We start from the raw sequence: 18,372 nt of genomic DNA on the forward strand, positions 1-18,372 counted from the left end.
CGGATGGTGAGACGCGACGCCCGCTTCATGATCGATCCATGATCGGCCCGGTGCGCCGTCGCACCGTGCCCTTCCTTGATCCTCCCTGCCCAGGAGCGGGCCGGGCACACGGATCGTGAGCCGGGTCACGGCCCGGGCCGGTTTCCGTCCTTGTACCGGCCGGGGCGTACGAGGACGCTGAGGCGGGCCGGAAGACCTTCCGGAGCCCTCATACGCATGCGGAGGACACCAGCAATGGCCATCAGACCCCGCTTAGCGGCCCTCGCGGCCGGCACCCTCTCCAGCGGCCTCCTGCTCGCCGGGACGGCCTGGCTCGCACCCGCCGCCACCGCCGCGGACCCCGCCGCCGACCCGGCGGGCTGCACGCGCAGCGCCATCCCCGGCGGCGGCGATCACATCGTCTGCACCCAGAGTCTGGGCCCGGACGACGTCGTCACCGGCACCGGACAGGGCGACTTCATCGAGATCACCGCCGAGCTCCACGGACTGGTCCGCGGCCTCGGCGGCGATGACACCCTCAGCGTGGCCCGCGTCGCCCGCGGCGAGCAGTCGAAGGGCCGGGTGCACGGGGACGAGGGCGACGACGAGATCGTCGTGACCGGTCAGGGCGACGGCGGCGTCGCCGGTGAGATCGACGGCGGCGCGGGGGACGACACCGTCACCGCGGGCGGCGTCGCCGGGGGCACCGTCCGCGGCAGCGACGGCGACGACGAGATCACCGTCGGCAGGGTCGACGACCAGGGGGCCCAGGGGGCCGGCGTCGAAGGGGGCGCGGGGCACGACATCATCCGCACCGGCCCCCTGGGCGGCGCGGCCACACCCGGCTCGGTGCGGGGAGGCGCCGGGGAGGACGTCATCGAGGCGGACACCACCGCACAGCCCCTGATCGGCGCCCTCCACGGGGACGCCGACGACGACATCATCCGCGGGCTGAACGACACCGTCCTCACGCTCGGCCCGCAGTCGCAGGTCGACGGCGGCGCCGGTCTGAACACCTGCAAGGCCGACAACCGTCTGGGCGGCACCGTCACCAACTGCCAGGGCTGACCCACCGCCCAGGGCCCGCGGGCGCGGACCGGAGGCGGCCTAGACCAACCGCAGGCCCTAGACCGACCGCAGGCCCTAGACCGACCGCAGGCCCTAGACCGACCGCAGGCCCAGCGGACCGGCGATCTCCGCGGCCATGACCTTCCCGGCCTCCTCCGCCAGCTGCTCGTCCGTGGCGTCGGCGTCGGTGTCGAGGCCGTCGAGCTCACCGAGCGGCTGGTCGAGGCGGACGTGGGCGACCAGCGACTGCAGCGCCCGGAGCGCGGCCGAGGCGGTCGGGCCCCAGTTGGAGAGGTAGGAGAACTGCCACCACCACAGGGCCTCGCTGACGCGGCCGTCGCGGTAGTGCGCCATGCCGTGGCGGAGGTCGGTGATGATGTCGGCGAGGTCGTCGGAGATCCGGCAGGCGACGGGCGCGCTGCGCGGCACGTAGGGGTCGAAGACCTCCGAGTAGACGTCCACCGGGTCCAGGAGGACGGCGAACCGCTCGCGCAGCTCGTCCACGTCGGGCTCCGGGCCGACGTCCGGCTCGTACCGCTCGTCGGGGAGGAAGTCCTCGTGGGCGCCGAGCCGGCCGCCGGTCAGGAGCAGCTGGGAGATCTCCAGCAGCAGGAAGGGCACGGCACTGTCGGGCTCGTCGCCACGGGACACCTCGGCGACGGCGACGATGAAGCTCTCGACCGAGTCCGCGATCTGGACCGCGAAGTCGTCAGGATCGCGCTTGGCGTCGTGCAGCGTTGCGTCAGACATCGAGAAGTCGTCTCCCTTCGAAGGCACGCCCGAGCGTGACCTCGTCGGCGTATTCAAGGTCGCCACCCACGGGAAGACCACTGGCCAGCCGCGTGACCTTCAAACCCATGGGCTTCACCATGCGCGCGAGGTACGTGGCCGTGGCCTCCCCTTCCAGGTTGGGGTCTGTGGCGAGGATCAGCTCGGTGACGGTGCCGTCCGCGAGCCGCGCGAGCAGCTCCCGGATCCGCAAGTCGTCCGGGCCGACGCCTTCGATGGGGCTGATCGCCCCGCCGAGTACGTGGTAGCGGCCGCGGAACTCTCGCGTCCGCTCGATCGCGACGACGTCCTTGGACTCCTCCACCACACAGATCACCGCGAGGTCGCGGCGCGGGTCGAGGCAGACCCGGCAGCGCTCGTCCTGGGCGACATTGCCGCAGACGGCGCAGAACCGGACCTTGGCCTTGACCTCGGTCAGCGCGTGGGCGAGCCGGCGGACGTCGGCCGGCTCGGCCTGGAGGATGTGGAAGGCGATCCGCTGCGCGCTCTTGGGACCGACGCCGGGCAGCCTGCCCAGTTCGTCGATGAGGTCCTGGACCACGCCTTCATACACGGATCGGGTTCTCCTTCTGCGCTGTGTGGGGTTGTCGGGCGCCGGGGTGGGGCTGTCGGGCGCCGGGCCCGTGCGGGCCCGGCGGAACCCGGCTCAGACCGGCCGGGGCCTGGTCAGAACGGCAGGCCGGGGATGCCGCCGCCGCCCAGGCCCTGGGCCAGCGGGCCGAGCTTCTGCGCCTGGAGCTGCTGGGCGGACGCGTTGGCGTCGCGCACGGCGGCCAGGACGAGGTCCGCGAGGGTCTCGGTGTCCTCGGGGTCCACCGCCTTGGGGTCGATGACCAGGGCCTGGAGCTCGCCCGCGCCCGTGACCGTGGCCGTGACGAGGCCGCCGCCGGCGGTGCCTTCGACCGGGGTCCGCGCGAGTTCTTCCTGGGCCGCGGCGAGGTCCTGCTGCATCTTCTGGGCCTGCTGAAGCAGCTGCTGCATGTTGGGCTGACCGCCACCGGGGATCACGTGTTCGCTCCTGGCTGTCGACGACTGTTTCGGTAGCCCGAGCCTACGTGGTCGCCGCTCGCGGCGCCCCATGCCGGGGAAAGAACCGCGGGAGCGTCCAGGGGCGCGTGCGGCGCACCGGGCCCGCGCCCGCACGGCTGCTCGCCGGGTGCCCCGCGGCACCCGGCCGCCCGCGACGGGCCGTGCCGGGCCGGCTACTCGTTCGGGATCTCCTCGATGACGGTCGCTCCCAGCTCCCGCACGATGAGGTCGTAGCCGGTCAGGGCGGATTCGACGAGATCCGCGTCGTCCTCGGCGGGCATGTCGTCCTCGGGGGAGACGACGGGCGGCTCGGGCTCCCGGTACGCCTGCGACGGCGCGGGCGGCGCCTGGCGGGGCTCCGCCGGAGCCGCGGGGGCGGCGGCGGGCGGCGCCGCGGGGGTCTGCGGGCGGTGGGCGGGGGGCGGGCTGTACGCGACGGGCGGGGCGCTCTGGCCGCCGCCGAAGCCGCCGCCGAAGCCGCCGGCGGCCGGAGCGGCGCCGCCTCCGCCGGGGGCGACGACGAGCTCGATCTTCCACTGGACGTTGAGCGCGTCGGTGATCGCCTGGCGGAGGACCTCTTCGCTGCCGCTGTTGGCGAAGCTGTCACGCGCTCCGGGGTTGGCGAAGCCGACCTGGAGGGTGGTGCCGTCGAAGCCGACGATGTCGGCGTTCTGGCTGAGGACGATCCACGTGAAACGTCGGCGGTTCTTGACCGCCTCCAGGATGTTCGGCCACATCTGGCGGACCTGGGAGGGGTCGCCGGAGGGCTGCGGGGCGGCGGCCTGGGGGGTGGGCGCGGCGGGCCGGGCCGGGGCGGGAGCCGCGGCCGGGGTGCCGGGGACGGCGGCGGACGGCCAGGCTCCGGCGGCGGGGCTCTGCTGCTGGCCCGAGCCGGGCGCGGTGGCGGTGGGCCAGGCGCCGGCCTTGGCGGCGGGAGCCGGGGCGGGGGCCGCGGGTGCGGGTGCGGCGGGGGCCGGGGCTGCGGGGGGTGCCGCCGGGGTGCTCGCGCCCGGCCAGGCGCCCGGCTGGGGTGCCGGGGCCGCGGGTGCGGCGGCCGGGGCGGGGGCCTGGGCCGCGGGGGCGGGCGCTGCCGGGGCCTCGGCGGGGGCGGGCCGGCCGCCGGAGACCGCGGCGCGCGCGGCTTCCGGGCCGGAGAGGCCGGCGGGGCCCCCGTGGGCGTCGGGGCCGGGCGCGTACCCGGCCGGAGCGGGCGCTTGCGGCCCGGCGGGTACGTAAGCGGCCTGCGGGGCGGCCGTCAGCCCGGCGGCGGCGCCCCGCTCCAGCCTGTCGAGCCGGGCGCGGACGGAACGCTCGTCGTCGAAGGCGGCGGGCAGCAGCACCCGAGCGCAGATCAGCTCCAGCTGGAGGCGCGGGGAGGTCGCGCCGCGCATCTCGGTCAGGCCCTCGTTGACCAGGTCGGCGGCGCGGCTGAGCTCGGCGGCGCCGAAGACGGACGCCTGGGCCTGCATCCGCTCCACGACGTCGACGGGGGCGTCGATGAGCCCCTTCTCCACGGCGTCGGGCACGGCGGCGAGGATCACGAGGTCGCGCAGCCGTTCCAGCAGGTCCGCGACGAAACGGCGCGGGTCGTTGCCGCCCTCGATGACGCGGTCGACGACCTCGAAGGCCGCGGCGCCGTCGGCCGCCGCGAAGGAGTCGATCACGGCGTCGAGAAGGGAGCCCTCCGTGTACCCGAGGAGGGACGTCGCCATGGCGTACGTCACACCGTCCTCGGCGGCACCGGCCAGCAGCTGGTCCATCACGGACATCGAGTCACGCACGGAGCCGGCGCCGGCCCGGACGACGAGCGGCAGCACGCCGTCCTCGACGGGGATCTTCTCCTGCCCGCAGACCTCGCCCAGGTAGTCGCGGAGGGTGCCCGGGGGGACGAGCCGGAAGGGGTAGTGGTGCGTACGCGACCGGATCGTGCCGATGACCTTCTCGGGCTCGGTGGTCGCGAAGATGAACTTGAGGTGCTCCGGCGGCTCCTCGACCACCTTCAGCAGGGCGTTGAAGCCCGCCGAGGTGACCATGTGCGCCTCGTCGATGATGTAGATCTTGTAGCGGCTGGAGGCGGGCCCGAAGAACGCCTTCTCGCGCAGGTCACGGGCGTCGTCCACGCCACCGTGGGACGCGGCGTCGATCTCGATGACGTCGATGGAGCCGCGGCCGTTGCGCGCGAGGTCCTGGCAGGACTGGCACGCACCGCACGGGGTGGGGGTGGGGCCCTGCTCGCAGTTCAGACAGCGGGCGAGGATGCGCGCGCTGGTGGTCTTGCCACAGCCTCGCGGCCCGCTGAACAGATACGCGTGATTGACCCTGTTGTTGCGCAGCGCCTGCTGCAACGGGGTGGTGACATGCTCCTGCCCGATGACCTCGGCGAAGGACTCGGGGCGGTAGCGGCGGTAGAGCGCGAGGGACGACACGCCTACGAGGTTATCGGGCCGCACTGACAAGTGGTCTCGATCACAATCCCGATCACTGCCGACCCCGGCCCGGCCCCGCCCGAGCACGCCCCGGGAAACACAAGGGCCCCCCACGCACCCGCCAGAGCCCACTTACCCTTGCTGCCTTCCGGCCCTGGGGGAGTTCGGTGAGATAGCGCCACGTGAGGGGCTTGCCCTCAGCCTAGCCGATCCCGGGCGGTGCTCGTGCCCCCTCCCCCACCTCCGGAGAAGGCGTTCGCGAGCACCCCTCAACGTCTTGTATTGTTTGCCGCGGAGGATTCGCCTAGTGGCCTAGGGCGCACGCTTGGAAAGCGTGTTGGGGGCAACCCCTCACGAGTTCGAATCTCGTATCCTCCGCAGGCAGAAGGCCCGGACCGCTCGACGGTCCGGGCCTTCGTCGTTTTTCCGCACATGTCTCCGACGTCAGATGAGAACGGCACTCTTCCTTGCTCGGCGAGCTCGTGGGGTCGGTCCACCCCGCCCCGAACGTTTCCGGAGCGGCATAGTCGAGCCCGGTACCACGAGCGACCTGTGGCCATCGCCACGGACCCGTATGATCCGCTGCGTCGCACCGGGGACCTGACCCAAGTGATCGACAGCTTGCTCGTGAAGGACCCCCGCCGAGGGCATGATCGTGATCCGGGCCACGTTCCTGCCGGACCGCACCGCAGTGGGAGGGAACACGGGCGGGCAGCACCGGAGCAAGCGGGTCCGACGATCAGCCCACCCGGCGGGAACGTACGCGAGTGCTCGCGAACGCGTTCCCGGCCGTCGCCACACGTTCCGGCGAAGGGGACTAGCCTCCCGCTATCGAACGGAAGGGCGGGCGCCGTCGGCGTACTGCCTGGCGGTCCTAGTGGTGGCCCTCACCGCCTCCGTGACGGCGGGCGTCGTGCTGCGGCCCGGGCGACGCCCCCTCCGCCGCCCTGCCGAAGGCCGACGCCTCGCACCGGACCCTAAAAGCGTCTCGCCCCAGCCCCCGTCGCCCGCCGGATATCGGCCGAAGGAGGGCCACCAAGGTCTTTTCGTTCCCGCCCGAGCCGCTGGGCCCCCAGGAGCGGCCCGACAACGAGGTCGTCTACATCGGCCCCACCGAGCTAGCGGGCCGGGTCGACGTCGCCATGCCGGGGCTGACCCGCTCCGGCACTGGCGTGAGACCGAGGCCCAGACCCGGCGCGACCACCCCGGGCTAGAAGCGGATACGGATGGACGAAACGACCTTCCGGGACAGCGCGGAGTACTGGGAGTTCACGTTCAAGGGCCGCGTACGCGCTCTACGCGGCGGAACCGGCGTTCATCACCTCCGACGGGACCCAGTACGTGATCTACCTGTCCGTACCGAGCGCCCAGTGGAACGAGTTCCGTCCCGCCATCGACGCCGCCGTGAACGGGGTCCGGCTGCCGGAGCAACGGCGTGGGACGGGCCGGGGTGGTGCACGGCTCATCCCATGCGCCACCCCGGTCCCTCCCCTGTTCAGTGCCAGGTGTCGGACCGACCACTCGCGATGCGCGCACCCGCTTCGAAGTCGTCGTAGTGCACGCGCACGTCCTGGATTCCGAGAGCCCGCATCAGGTCCGTCAGCCGCACGACGTACCGGCACCCGACTTTCCTTAGAGGACACGGAAATTCACCACTTCTCGCCCGCGTGTACGCCGTGCTCAGCCCCAGGCTCAGCGCGTCCGCCGCCATGCGCATCCCCACCTCCGCCGGAAGTCCGAACACGGCGGAGAAGGCGACGGACTCATCACGATGGCGCTTCACCGGGCAGTCCCCCGCGTCCCGAACAGACCCAACTGCTCGCTCACTGCGGTCTGGACGCGAGGGCTCGCTCGCTGGCGCCCACGCTGACGTACCTGGCGCACGTGGTCCAGCAGGCCCAGCCGGTACGCCAGCGAGCCCAGCCGTTCGCCCTGTGCCCGCTGGGCGAGGATCCTGGACATCCCATCGACGCATACGACTTCATCCGCCGTGATCACCAACGGACCGGGCTCTACCGGCTCCTGCACCGTTCCCCACTCCCCCACTGGAGTCTCCTCCGGACTGCGGCGGCCCGTCCGCCACCCGGCGGCGAAGGCCGCGTCGACCAGGTGCTGCTCAGCGAACGATGTGTCCGCCCGGCCAAGGGTCCGAGCGCCCTCCAATGTCCCTTGCAACAAGGCAGAACACACGTCGGCGTGCTCGGCTCCGGTACGCCGAGAAAGCGAGTACGCCGCTCCTCTCAAGCGGGGCGCGAGCAGCCACACAGCCACAAGCATCCAACTCCGTCCGCCCTCGCCCTCCGGTTCCTGCCGGATATGGCCGGCAATGTGCCGCCAGTGAGCGACCCGGTTAGGGTGACCCGGTTTAGCTCCGAGGGCCTGGGAGCGCAGATCGTCCAGCACGATGCCCACTCGACCGCAGTGCGGCTCCATGGGTGTGTCCGAGCCACTGCACAGCGGCTGCCCCTGGGCGTACCGCTGCTCCACGGACCTGCAGATGCGGGTAAAGACATCGAGGGCTGGACGCGGGGTCATCGCGCACCCCCGGGCCACTCCGGGTCGGGACCGCTCTGCGCCCATGCCTCGGGGTCGAACTGCCGGTAGGTATCGCCTACTTCAGCGGCCGTGCCTTCCGATACCGTCCGCGAGTTCCCGGTGCTCGACGGTTCCGCCGCGTCGGACGGGTGGCCAGCCGCATCTCCGCCTTGCGGAGGCGGTGGCCAGGAGGCGGGTGTGACCGGCGGCGGATCCTCCGTGCCGGTCTCCGAGGGGCCGGCAGAGGGGCGTCCGCCCCCGTAGTCGGTCCGGCGCATGTACCTGCGGATGTTCTCCGCGGCTTCCGGCCGGCCCGCCGCGTCCGACGTACGCGCGAGGCGGTCCAGGAAGACCCTGGTCTCGTCCGACCCTTCGGTGAACCCCTCGCTGTCCAGCCAGGCGGCCAGGAGATCGGTCGGAGGTTCCTGTCCCGCTGCCGGACGGATGGGGCCATGGTCCGGCGGGGTCTGGCCACCGCCCGGCTCCGGGTGGTCGAATCCGCTCATCCGTTCCCCTTCCACCGGCTGCCCCCAGCCCCGTAACAGATCCAGGTACTCCTCGGGGATCTCCTCGTCGTTGGCAGCGGCGGACAGGACTGTCAGAGGAACGATCATGTCCACCGCACGCTCGATCTGGTCGTCGTGGCGCGCCATCCACCAGACCACCGCGTTGCCGGGACTCCGCAGAACGTCCTCCCCCAGGTACTCCCGAAGGTTGCGCTCGTGCTGCCGCCGACTCTCCCAGCTGCCCATGGCTTTGCGCAGCTCGTCCAGCTCTTCCAGGTGCTCCCGATCCCTGGGCCGCAGGACCAGCCGGATATCCGTGGCGAATGCCTCCACCAGCCCCGAACCGTCGGGGACCGGTGTTCCCAGCGTTCCCTCCAGCGAACGCTCCAGGAACGTGCACCGGCCGGGGTTCTCGGTCAGCGTCACGCTCTCCACACGTTGCAGGACGGACGTAGCGGCCAGGGCAGTCGGATTGCCGTGCGAAGAGGGGCCGAACCTCCCGGCGGGCCGCCACCAGACGGAGGCGGAGAACAGGAAGGGGCAGTCCTCGACGGCGCTCTGGACGGGAACCACCACGAGCGACGTCTCTCGGTAAGGGACTTCGGCCGGAGGCTCGGGAACAGACTCGTCCAGGTCCGGGCCAGAGGCCGTGGGGTGCGTGACCTCCCTACGCGGCACCCTCATATCGATCAGCAGAGCACCGGCGATGAGCGCAGGCACGAGGAACCACATCCAGAGCGGACGACCGAGCGCGACTCCCACCGCCAGGACGGTGACAACGACTCCACCGGACATGAGGCGCGTGATGTGCTGAGTACTCATGGTCCTTCCCTTGTTCCTCGCGCACCCGAAGCCGAGGCGAGGCCTCCGACTCCTTGTGCAAGGTCGATTTCCCGGCAGAACCGGTCGGCGGTCCGCACACGCTCGTCGCGCTGGGCCCGGAGGTGCTCAGGCATGTCGGCGGGCTCCGACTCGGCCCAGTCACACGTCGTCACATAGAGCTGGTTCAACAGGCCCCGGTCACCGTAGGCAGCGAGCAGCAGCGCGTTCAGGACCTCCTCCCCCGCCTGACGAAGCGTCAGGACGGCGAGCCAGCGCTGCACCGACGGGGACCAGGTACGCGCCGGCTTCCCCGCCATAACGGCACGCCAGGCGAAGACGAACGCCTGCCAGGGCGGGTGGACGCGCAGTTCGGCAGGGTCGAGCAGCGCCAGGAGTATCTCCAGGCTGCCGTCCGCCGGTCTCCCCCGCGGCAGAAGGCGGCGCACCAGCCGCCCGTACAGCCGACGGTTGCCGTGCGCCAGCTCCAGGAGGGCGGAGCGGGCCGTCGCCTTGATGTCCTCAGAGTTCTCCTGGCGCAGGGCTAGGTGCCTGAGCCGGACCATGGCCTGCTCCGGATGGGTGACGGCCATCACCTGCCGGCATATGACTGTCAGCACCCGTGCGAGATCGGGCGCTGTGCGCGCCGTCGTCACCCACTGGTAGACATACGAACGGAACAGCCACCCGTACCGTTCGTGGCTGAGGCCCAGTTCGAGCGCCGCCGCGGCCTCGGCCCGCAGCCGTCCTCCTGCCGAGGCGTGGGTCCATTTCTCGATGAGCAGGTGCAGATCATCTGGTCGATCGGTCCGCAGGGCCTGTTCCGCGAAGCGGGCGACCAGACGCGCGCGGTCCTCCGCTCCGAGGCCGGGGAGCTCCATGCACGTCCCCACCCAGTCCCGGAAGTCCGCACGCAGGTCGGGGAAGTTCTCCCAAAAGTGCCGTCTGACCGCGTCGTCGTAAGCGAGCCTGACGAACCGCACCCGTCCGTCATCCTCCCGGGCGAGGGACAACTCCTCCAACTGCTCGCCCAGACCCGCCCGAGCCAGTCTGGGCGTCTCGTCCTGAGGGTGTCCCAAGACGGCCAGGAGGCTGTGCGCGGCGCTCAGCACCGTGTCCGCCGGTCCGCCACTCGTCATGCTCGCCGCGAGCAGCAGTGCTCGTTCCTCTGCGCCTCGGTGCTGTCGCAGGTCTCCGGCCACCTGCTGCGACCAGTTGGTCGCGGCGGCCACGGCTTCGTCCCGCCAGTGCTCAAAGTTCGTGCCGCGGCCGGCCCTGTCCCGGGCCTGGACCACCAGGCCCGCCAAGCGGTCCAGCTCCCGCATAGGAGCGGTCCCGAACAGACGGGGCAGATCGCCGTGGTCCAAGTGCTCGTGCTCGAACCTCACACCCCGCACCCTCAAGTGCCGGCTGAAGACCGCCCGGCCGCCCGGCCGTTCAAGGTGCACGGCCAAGGGCGCGAGTTCCACATCGAGCATCCATTCCAGGCCGGACGGAGTCACCACGACCAGCCGGGCACCGCTCTCCTCGGCCAGCGCGCGGTAGGACATGAGCGTGCGCTGAGCGGCCGGGTAGTCGCTGTCGCCGATGCTCGACAGGTCCAGCAGATAGCGGTCGTCCGGCGATGGGTCGAGGGGCTCCTCCTCCCTGACCGTTGGCAGTTCCTCGATGCGGCTGCCCGCCACCGACGCCCCCACCAACAGCATGGTTGCCGCGGAGCGCCGGCCGATCCCGGGCGGGCCTTCCAGGAGCACCACCGCACCGGACCGCGCCAGCCGATCGGCCGCCCGGGTGTATCCGCCCGGCCATACGAAGCACTTGGCGAGCCGCCGCCGGTGCTCACGTACGATCTCCCGCCGATCGACCCCGGCCCTGACCAGGGGTTCTCGGGGGCCGACCGAGTAGTAATAGGTGTTGTTCTGGTCACCTCCACCGCTGTGCACCGGTCCCTGGGGGTCGCTGATCGACGTGCCACCTGTGCCGGTCAACGTTCTTCGTCCGCAGGCCGCCCGTTCCCGTCCGCCCTCTGCCGGACTTCCCCATGGTTCTCGCCCACGTACTGCACACCGCCTCCGTCGCCGGAAATACGTGGGCCCAGGTACTGCTCACGCGCCTGATACAAGTGCCCGCTTCCGGTGTGGACCGGGCCCTGGGGCTCGCTGACGAAGGTTCCGGAGAAGTCCCCGTTGAGATTGCCGATCCCCCCGCGCTGGCGGTGCTTGATCACCCTGGCCTGCATCCGGGCGTCTTTGGCCCCGTCCCTACTCGTGCCGTGGTCGTCGGCCGACGGTGCCGAACGGGCCCGGTAGCCGTTGCTCCGCGCGGCGGCTCCCAGTTCGGGCAGCAGCTCCACGAGATCGTCGGCCAGCCCCGTCAGGTCAGCGTCCGCGTTGCGGTGACTGAGCCGCCGGTACTGGCAGGAGGCCAGGGCCTCGATGTCGCCGGGAAGATCGTCGGGGCGCAGCCTCTTCGCCCCACCGACCAGCAGAGGGATGACCACGGCCCCGGTTTCGAGCGCTTCCCGGATCTCCCGCCGGGTCCAGTCGTCCTCGTCCTCGTCCTCCAGAGGGCTCCGGCCGCCGGGGCCTCCCGGCTCCAGCCACCGGGGCCCCATGACGGCCAGCAGCACGCTGCTGCGCCGGACCGCAGTGAGCAGTTCCTGGGGGAACCGGCTTCCCAACCGGATGGACTTACTGGCCCGGAAGACATTGCCACTGCCAAACACCCTGGAAAGTTCTCTTTCCACGAGCGTGGCGGCGGCTTCCTCGTCATTGGTCCGGTAGTTCACAAAGATCAAAGGCATGCGAAATTCCATTTCTGTGCGATGTTTCATCTTGCGACGGAAAGGCAAAACGATCCTGATGGAATACCGAAGGCTCGAAGGGTCGGATTCGAAGGGGCCGCGCCGGATAAACTCCCCAGCATGGCGAAAAGCGGCCGAATTACTGTGCCGCCGAGACCCCCCTGTGACCGAAAACAGCCCTCAGCGACCAGCGCCGAGTACGTTGGCGAGTACGGGCCGGAGCCCGCGCACCGCCGGGTTTCCACGGAACCGTGACCATTCAACGTCCAGTCGGCGCACGTCCGTACGGACGGTGGCCGAGGGAACGACGCTCATGAAAGCCAGCAGTTCGCGGGCCGTTTCGCAGGACCGCTCGATCTCACCCGACGCGGCGAGCGCCAGGGCGTGCCGGATGCCGTACCGCGCGCGGGTATTCAGCGCGTGGGGTGCGATGCGCCGGCACTGGTGTTCCAACATGTCGACAGACTGCCGGGGGCGGCCCAGGTCGTAGAGGCACCACCCCTCCACCATCGATACCGAGTCCTTGAGCTGGGTGGTGCCGAGCACCGGGCCACCCGATGGGTCCACGTCGGCCGCCAAGAGATCACGCGCCCGCTCCAGCGCTCTTCCGCAAGCCCTTTCGTCACCGTCGAGAGCATGTCCCTGGGCCTCGCGCTGGGCCGCCAGCCCCCTGATCCTGGGGGGCGCGGCGCTGCGCTGAGCCTGTCGGGCGAGCGCGATCGTCCGGGGTGCGTCCCCGTCGTAGTAAGTGACGAGCGCACGACGGACCAGCGCGTAGTCCGCCAGGTCCGTGTCCCCACCGGCCTCTGCCAGCTCCACCGCCTCGGCCGTGGCGCGCAGCGCGGTGGTCTCGTCCCCGTTCTCCTGGGCCATCCACCCGGTGTACTCGGCGAAGCGGGATGCGGTGATGAGCAGGCCGGGCCGGGCGGATCCCGTGGTGCGGGAGGCCAGCGTGGTGATGGTGGATGCCTGTGAGCGGAGAACGGGCAGCATCGAAGCGGGCGGCAGGCTCTGACCCAATCGCTTCATCTGGTGCAGCTGTTCCTGGAAGAGGGCGCCCGGTGGCAGGTCCTTGTCGCCTACATGGCCAGCCCAGCTCCCGTCCGCCATGCGGGCGGCGAGCAGGGAGCCCACCCCCGTGACGATCACCCGGCGCCGCGCGGGCCTCGGCCTGTTCCCGTCCGACTGATCCTCAGCGGTGAACAGGCGGCGCAACCGCCCGCCGACATTGAAGTGGGCGTCACAGCGCTGGGCCAGATTCATCGTGGGGGGATTTACACCCCGCTCGATCTTGGAGAGATGCCCTGTGCTGTAGGTCGTGACTTCCGCCAGCTGCTTCAGCGTCATTCCGGCTTCTTCACGTAGTCGGCGCAGCTCCGCACCGAAACGTAACGGGACGTCCATACCCCTACCCCTTCCAACATCCTGGACAGCCGAATTACCCCTCGGTCGCCCCCTTGAGGAGATTCTGGCACGGCCGCGCGTCGTTCTGTCGGGGGAAGCGAAGTTTCATGTTTCCTCCTTCTGTTCGGGCGCGAGAAACAGATGTGCAACCCATGGCACCGTGGTGTGACTGCGACCAGGAAGCAGGCGTTCGACGTGCCAGGACCCTTCTGACGCCGATTCCGCACCTCCGCCCGTCGGGGATGCGAAATATCGGATTCCGCATCACACGATTTCCGTGATTACCCCTGCCGACCGCACCGCATGACTATCGTGTCGACGAGCCCAAGGCTGAGCGGGAGGGGTCAGGTGTTATCGGAAGCACTGAGCAGCATCGCGGCAGAGGCCGGTGTGGCCGTGGTGGAAACGGCCGGGACCGATCACTGGCAGCTCTTCGGGGAACAGGTGGCCTGCTGGCTCGCTCGGGGCAAGCAGGCCGAGCGGGCCGATCTCGCCCGCCTGGCCAAGACCGAGGCAGCTCTGCGCACGGCCATCGACTCCTCCTCCCGGGCCGTCGCCGCCCGCCACGCTATGGTCTGGCAAGAACGCTTCACCGCCGTGCTGGAGCAGCTGAGCGCTGATGAACGCCACCCCGCGGCAGCACAACTCCAGCGTCTCGTGCGCGACCACGCCAGCGGCGACGCCCCGGCGGGCGCTGCCCCCGGCGTCATCGCCGGGGAGAACGTGCGGCTCCAGGCCGACCACGGCTCGCTCGTGGTGGGCGTGGCGAACGGGGATGTGCACTTCACTTCCCCTTTCCGCCCGGGTCCGGCACAGGGCTGAACGGACCGGGTGACTCAGGCCCACCCCCCTCCGAACGGGTCACTCGGGCGGCGCCGCTCCCCGCCGGAGACGAGACCATGCCATGCGCCCGAGCGAACTTCGTACAGGCATCCGACCATGGCTTCGCCGTCGGCTCCTGGACCCAGTACGTGATCGTCGAAGCGTCGCAAGCAACAGGCAGCACGCCGCATGGCCCGGACGCGGCCGACACCGCCCGAGAGGCCGTTCACGCCGCTCGGCAACGCTTTCTGCGGCGCGGCAGAAGAGTCCGCCCTCCGTTCGGGCTGGCCGCACGGCCCCACGCACAGGAACTGCTGGGCCGTCTGGTCGCGGAGGACGGGCCGGCCACCGTGGTCTGCGAAGGCCCTGCGGGCATGGGTAAGTCCGCCGTCGTCGAGGAGGTCATCGGCCTGGCGGCCAACCGGGGGTGGCCGGTCCTGCCCTTCCGGATGGACGAGGTGGAGGCGGACGACCGCACCGCACAAAAAGTGGGCTCACGGCTGGGGCTCCCCGGCTCCCCTGCCACGCTGATCGCCCAGGTGGCGCAGGGCGGTCCCGCTCTGCTGGTCGTGGACCAGCTTGACGCTGTGAGCAGCTACAGCGGGCGCATCCCGGAGGTCTTCGAAGCCGTCGACGAGATGCTGGAGGCGTTGGCCGACTCACCGAACGTCAAGGTCGTGCTGGTGGCACGGACGGTCGATGTCGAGAAAGATCCACGGCTCACAAGTCTGGTCAGCCAGGAAGACACAGTCGAGCGGTTCGCGCTGGGGCTGCTGGACGACCAGGCCGTTCGCGCAGTACTCGAACAGGGCGGCACGCCCCCGGAGAAGCTCGACACGGAGACGTTGGTCCTGCTGCGGACGCCCCTGCACCTCGCCGTCTTCAGCAGACTGACGAAGGGTGCACGGACAACGGCCTACCGGAGTCTGCAAGACCTCTACGCCCAGTACACGGACGACAGGCGACATGAGGCGGAGCGGTCGCTCCCCCGTGAGGCCTGGCCCACCATCACCCAACAGCTGGTCGAGGAGATGAGCCGACGCGAGACCGTCACCGTTCCTTACGTACTCCTGGACCGGTTCGCCAGAACCGACCTGGCGGTGCTCTCCTCAGCCGGAACCCTTGTTCACGCGGAGAACGGCCGTGTCGGGTTCTTCCACGAGACGTACTTCGACTACCTCTTCGCCCGCTCCTTCGTCCTGGCGGGCCACGACCTCCATGACTTCCTCGCGGCGAGCGGACAGGCGCTGTTCCGCCGGGCTCAGACCCGTCAGGTCCTGGAACATCTGCGGGACACTGACCGCGCGGCCTTCCGGCACACAGCGGTTCGTCTGCTCACCTCGGACCTGGTCCGCCCGCACCTGCGGTTCGTGGTCGTGGCCGTACTCGAGCAGCTCGACGCCACCAGCGAGGACTGGGCAGCGCTGGAACCCCATGCATGGGGAGAGGACGTGACCTCGGGCAACCTGCGCCGCCTGCTAGCCCTGCCGTCCTGGTTCGAGGCGGCCGACACCGGGAGATGGGAAGGATGGCTCGCCGCACCCGAAGCGGTACCGCTGATCTTCCCCCAACTGGAGTGGAGCACCGCGCACCATCCGGCGCGCGTGACGGAACTCCTCGAGCCGTATCGGGATGCCGAGGGGCCGTGGCGTCAGCGCCTTCTCTCCTGGGCCCAGTCCCGGCCCTCGGCGCACGCCCTTGGGCTGATCCACACGCTCATCGACCGTGGTGACTTCGATGCCACACCGGGCGGGTCCTCCGACACCGGGGCGGACTTCTGGCACCTCTTCGGGCAGCTCGCCGAAGAGGACGCGGTTGCCGCACTCCAGATACTGGGAGCCTTTCTCACCCGCGCGTTGCGGCAAGCCACCACAACAGAGCACGGTGACCCCTTCGCCTCCGGCCATCTGCCCACGCCCACAGGCTCCAGCCCGGGCACGCTCGTCATCGAGGCGGCTGAGGCGGCCCCCGCAGCAGCGCTCGAACATGTCCTGCCGTTCGTCATCGCCGTCGCGAGGGCCAGCCACGCGGCCCTATCCAACGTCTCCCCTCTACGCCCCCGGTGGGCGCTTCCCCCTTCCGAGCTCCAACCCAACCTCGATGAGGCTCTGTACTGGACGGCTCACGAGACGCTGCGCACCCTGGCCCAGCAGTACCCCTCCTCCGTTACCGAGGCCATGGGGTCCCTGACGGCGGCGGGCGATTGTCGGGCCCTGCGCTTCCTTGCCTGCCGGACCTACATGGTCTGGAACCGCCCGGACGAAGCACTCGCCTGGCTGATGAGCGACCCCGAGCACTTGCGGATCGGCTGGGCGGACAGTGCGTGCTGGGCTTCACGTGAACTCATCGCCGCGATGACGCAGCGGTGCGAGGAGGCCACTGTGGAGCGGCTCGTCCAATCTCTGCTCAACCACTTTCCCTGCTGGGAGCGACTCTCCGAGGGCCGTCACCTGTTCGGGCGAGCGCAGTACGTGCTCCTGGGCGCGGTCGACGAGAAGCGCCGCAGCGCTGCCGTGGAAAGGCGCCTCGGCGAGTTGGAACGAAAGTTTGGACAGCATCCTCCGGTCGGACCTCGGAACTCAGAGGCTGCCCACTGGGTGGGCCCTCCGGTGCCCCGTACCGCAGGTGAGTCCATGACGGATGGCCAGTGGCTGCGCGCCCTACGCAAGTACGCCGCAGAAGGGACCAACTGGGAAGGTGACGTACCGACAGGCGGAGCGACCGAGCTGGCTTCTATGCTGCGTGCCGTGGCTGGGCAGGAGCCGCAACGGTTCGTTCGGCTGGCACTCACCTTCGACGAGACCATTCCGGCTCCTGCTTTCGCAGCTGTGATCGACGCGGTCGCGGGGAAGGCCGACGCCGATGTCCTGCTCCAGCTCTGTGCCCACGCTCGTCGCCTGGTGGGGGAGAGCCTCGCCAGAACCATCTGCCAGGCCATAGAGACCGCCGCCTCGGATGTCGTAGGGTATGCCGCCCTCGTCGACCTGTTGGCTGACTGTGTCGACGACCCGGACCCCGCCGTCGAAGCGGCGCGACCCGGCGCCGGTCCAGGACAGGGCCCCTACGGCGGGGACCCCCTGACCGCGGGGTTGAACTCCACACGAGGGCAGGCCGCGCTCGCCATCGGCGCTCTGCTCAGGGCGTCGGACACAGTTGCCCCGGGGCTCATCCCCCTACTCGGAAGACTCGCCGTGGATCCGGTCATGGCGGTCCGCGCCTGCGCGGCGGAGGCCGTGGCCGCCCTGCTCCGCCACGCCCCGGAGGCCGCCCTCGACCTGGCGGAAGGCCTCTTTACCGATACTCACGTCGACATCCACAGGGCCCGGACCACCCACTGGCTCCTCACCTGGGCCCTGCTCCGCGACACCCGGCGCTTCGCCCCGGAACTGCTCCGGGCGCTCGCCGGCCCGGAGGAGGCGGCTTGGCACGCCGGAGCGACCTGGGCGGTCCTGAGCATGCAGGGGCGGTTGATTCCTGGACTACCGACCGACCCGGCCGGGCTCGCGACGGCGGCACGCCGGGGCGCCGCCGAGATGGTCGCCGGGGACCCCGCGTATGGCACATCGCTGCTCCCACGGATGTTCCATGACAGCGATGCAGCGGTACGCACGGTGGCAGCACGCGCGATGACCGACGTGATGTCCCTGTCGCCCACTGCCGCAGACGGCCTCATCGGCGCATTCCTCGGCAGCCCCGGCCTTGCTGAGCACCCCGAGACGCTGGCCCGTGCCCTCGCCGAATCGGCCGCGCGGCTGCCCTCCCGGACGATCGAGGCATGCCGGGCACTGACCGCGATCTCCGAGCGGGACAGCAGACAGGGGCGCCGCGGATACGCGCTGACCCAGCGGCATCTGATCGAGGCGGTACTCCGCCTGTACCGGCAAGGGGATGCGGAGGTCCGCGCGCAGTGCCTCGACATCATCGACGCCCTCTATCGCACCGGTGCCCATGGGCTGACCGCCGCGCTCTCGGGAGAGCGCTGAAGCTCTCTGGGGCCCTGGAAAACCTCAGACGTCGAACACCGCCTCCGGGCGCACTGACTCGGTCGACGAGTAAGCACGGGTAGGCAGCAGCCATGCCGCAAGGGGCGGCTCCGTGGTTGCAGTTTTGGTTGCTTTCACCGACGTTCGGCACCGTTCAGAAGCCCTATGTGCCTCTGCTTCTCTGCAGGTCAGTACGAACCCGTACCTCG

At 70.5% G+C, this 18,372-nt stretch carries 12 protein-coding genes, 1 tRNA gene and 1 other RNA gene; 4 read left to right on the top strand and 10 right to left on the bottom strand.

Features of this window, described 5'->3' with window-relative positions; all coding sequences use genetic code 11:
* The first annotated feature begins 234 nt into the window (after positions 1 to 234).
* Complete coding sequence (locus ABZ951_RS07480; protein ID WP_344089410.1) at positions 235 to 1,047, top strand: hypothetical protein; 813 nt, start codon at positions 235 to 237, stop codon at positions 1,045 to 1,047.
* Between the two features lie 93 nt (positions 1,048 to 1,140).
* Here ABZ951_RS07480 and ABZ951_RS07485 read toward each other — a convergent pair whose 3' ends face one another.
* The 5 genes from ABZ951_RS07485 to ffs form a co-directional block, all read right to left on the bottom strand.
* On the bottom strand, positions 1,141 to 1,797 hold the full coding sequence (locus tag ABZ951_RS07485) for a DUF5063 domain-containing protein (RefSeq protein ID WP_344089409.1): 657 nt from the start codon (positions 1,795 to 1,797) through the stop codon (positions 1,141 to 1,143).
* Positions 1,790 to 2,389, bottom strand: a complete 600-nt coding sequence (gene recR, locus ABZ951_RS07490; protein WP_344089408.1) for a recombination mediator RecR — start codon at positions 2,387 to 2,389, stop codon at positions 1,790 to 1,792. The genes ABZ951_RS07485 and recR overlap by 8 nt, the downstream gene beginning before the upstream one ends.
* A gap of 113 nt (positions 2,390 to 2,502) precedes the next feature.
* Positions 2,503 to 2,844, bottom strand: coding sequence for a YbaB/EbfC family nucleoid-associated protein (locus tag ABZ951_RS07495; protein ID WP_344089407.1), 342 nt, complete (start codon positions 2,842 to 2,844; stop codon positions 2,503 to 2,505).
* Between the two features lie 194 nt (positions 2,845 to 3,038).
* Positions 3,039 to 5,291: a DNA polymerase III subunit gamma and tau gene (locus ABZ951_RS07500; protein WP_361279356.1), complete on the bottom strand. Its 2,253-nt coding sequence runs from the start codon at positions 5,289 to 5,291 to the stop codon at positions 3,039 to 3,041.
* A gap of 99 nt (positions 5,292 to 5,390) precedes the next feature.
* Positions 5,391 to 5,485: signal recognition particle sRNA small type (gene ffs / locus ABZ951_RS07505), an RNA gene on the bottom strand.
* Positions 5,486 to 5,584: 99 nt separating this feature from the next.
* Here ffs and ABZ951_RS07510 point away from each other — a divergent pair.
* Positions 5,585 to 5,669: transfer RNA gene (locus tag ABZ951_RS07510), tRNA-Ser, on the top strand.
* A 1,401-nt stretch (positions 5,670 to 7,070) separates the two neighbouring features.
* Here the strand turns inward: ABZ951_RS07510 and ABZ951_RS07515 are convergent.
* The 5 genes from ABZ951_RS07515 to ABZ951_RS07535 all read right to left on the bottom strand — a co-directional run bounded on the left by ABZ951_RS07515 (position 7,071) and on the right by ABZ951_RS07535 (position 13,358).
* Positions 7,071 to 7,253, bottom strand: coding sequence for a hypothetical protein (locus tag ABZ951_RS07515; RefSeq protein ID WP_344095645.1), 183 nt, complete (start codon positions 7,251 to 7,253; stop codon positions 7,071 to 7,073).
* Between the two features lie 569 nt (positions 7,254 to 7,822).
* The gene (locus tag ABZ951_RS07520) at positions 7,823 to 8,908 is read right to left on the bottom strand and encodes a hypothetical protein (protein ID WP_361279360.1); all 1,086 of its coding nucleotides are present in this window, start codon (positions 8,906 to 8,908) and stop codon (positions 7,823 to 7,825) included.
* Positions 8,909 to 9,150: 242 nt separating this feature from the next.
* Positions 9,151 to 11,139: a hypothetical protein gene (locus ABZ951_RS07525; protein WP_344095649.1), complete on the bottom strand. Its 1,989-nt coding sequence runs from the start codon at positions 11,137 to 11,139 to the stop codon at positions 9,151 to 9,153.
* Positions 11,136 to 11,954 (bottom strand): toll/interleukin-1 receptor domain-containing protein, encoded by an 819-nt coding sequence (locus tag ABZ951_RS07530; protein ID WP_344095678.1) that lies wholly within the window; start codon positions 11,952 to 11,954, stop codon positions 11,136 to 11,138. Before ABZ951_RS07530 ends, ABZ951_RS07525 begins: the two co-directional genes overlap by 4 nt.
* Positions 11,955 to 12,134: 180 nt before the next feature.
* A complete protein-coding gene (locus ABZ951_RS07535) occupies positions 12,135 to 13,358 on the bottom strand; it encodes a helix-turn-helix transcriptional regulator (RefSeq protein WP_344095651.1) in 1,224 nt (407 codons plus the stop codon).
* Between the two features lie 348 nt (positions 13,359 to 13,706).
* Between ABZ951_RS07535 and ABZ951_RS07540 the strand changes: the two genes are divergently transcribed.
* Positions 13,707 to 14,180, top strand: coding sequence for a hypothetical protein (locus ABZ951_RS07540; RefSeq protein ID WP_344095653.1), 474 nt, complete (start codon positions 13,707 to 13,709; stop codon positions 14,178 to 14,180).
* A 374-nt stretch (positions 14,181 to 14,554) separates the two neighbouring features.
* Positions 14,555 to 18,163 carry a hypothetical protein gene (locus ABZ951_RS07545; protein ID WP_344095655.1) on the top strand — a complete coding sequence of 1,203 codons (3,609 nt, stop codon included), beginning with the start codon at positions 14,555 to 14,557 and terminating at the stop codon, positions 18,161 to 18,163.
* The last annotated feature ends 209 nt before the right edge of the window (positions 18,164 to 18,372 follow it).

Source organism: Streptomyces sp. NPDC046215, assembly GCF_040646215.1.
Classification (GTDB): domain Bacteria; phylum Actinomycetota; class Actinomycetes; order Streptomycetales; family Streptomycetaceae; genus Streptomyces; species Streptomyces stramineus.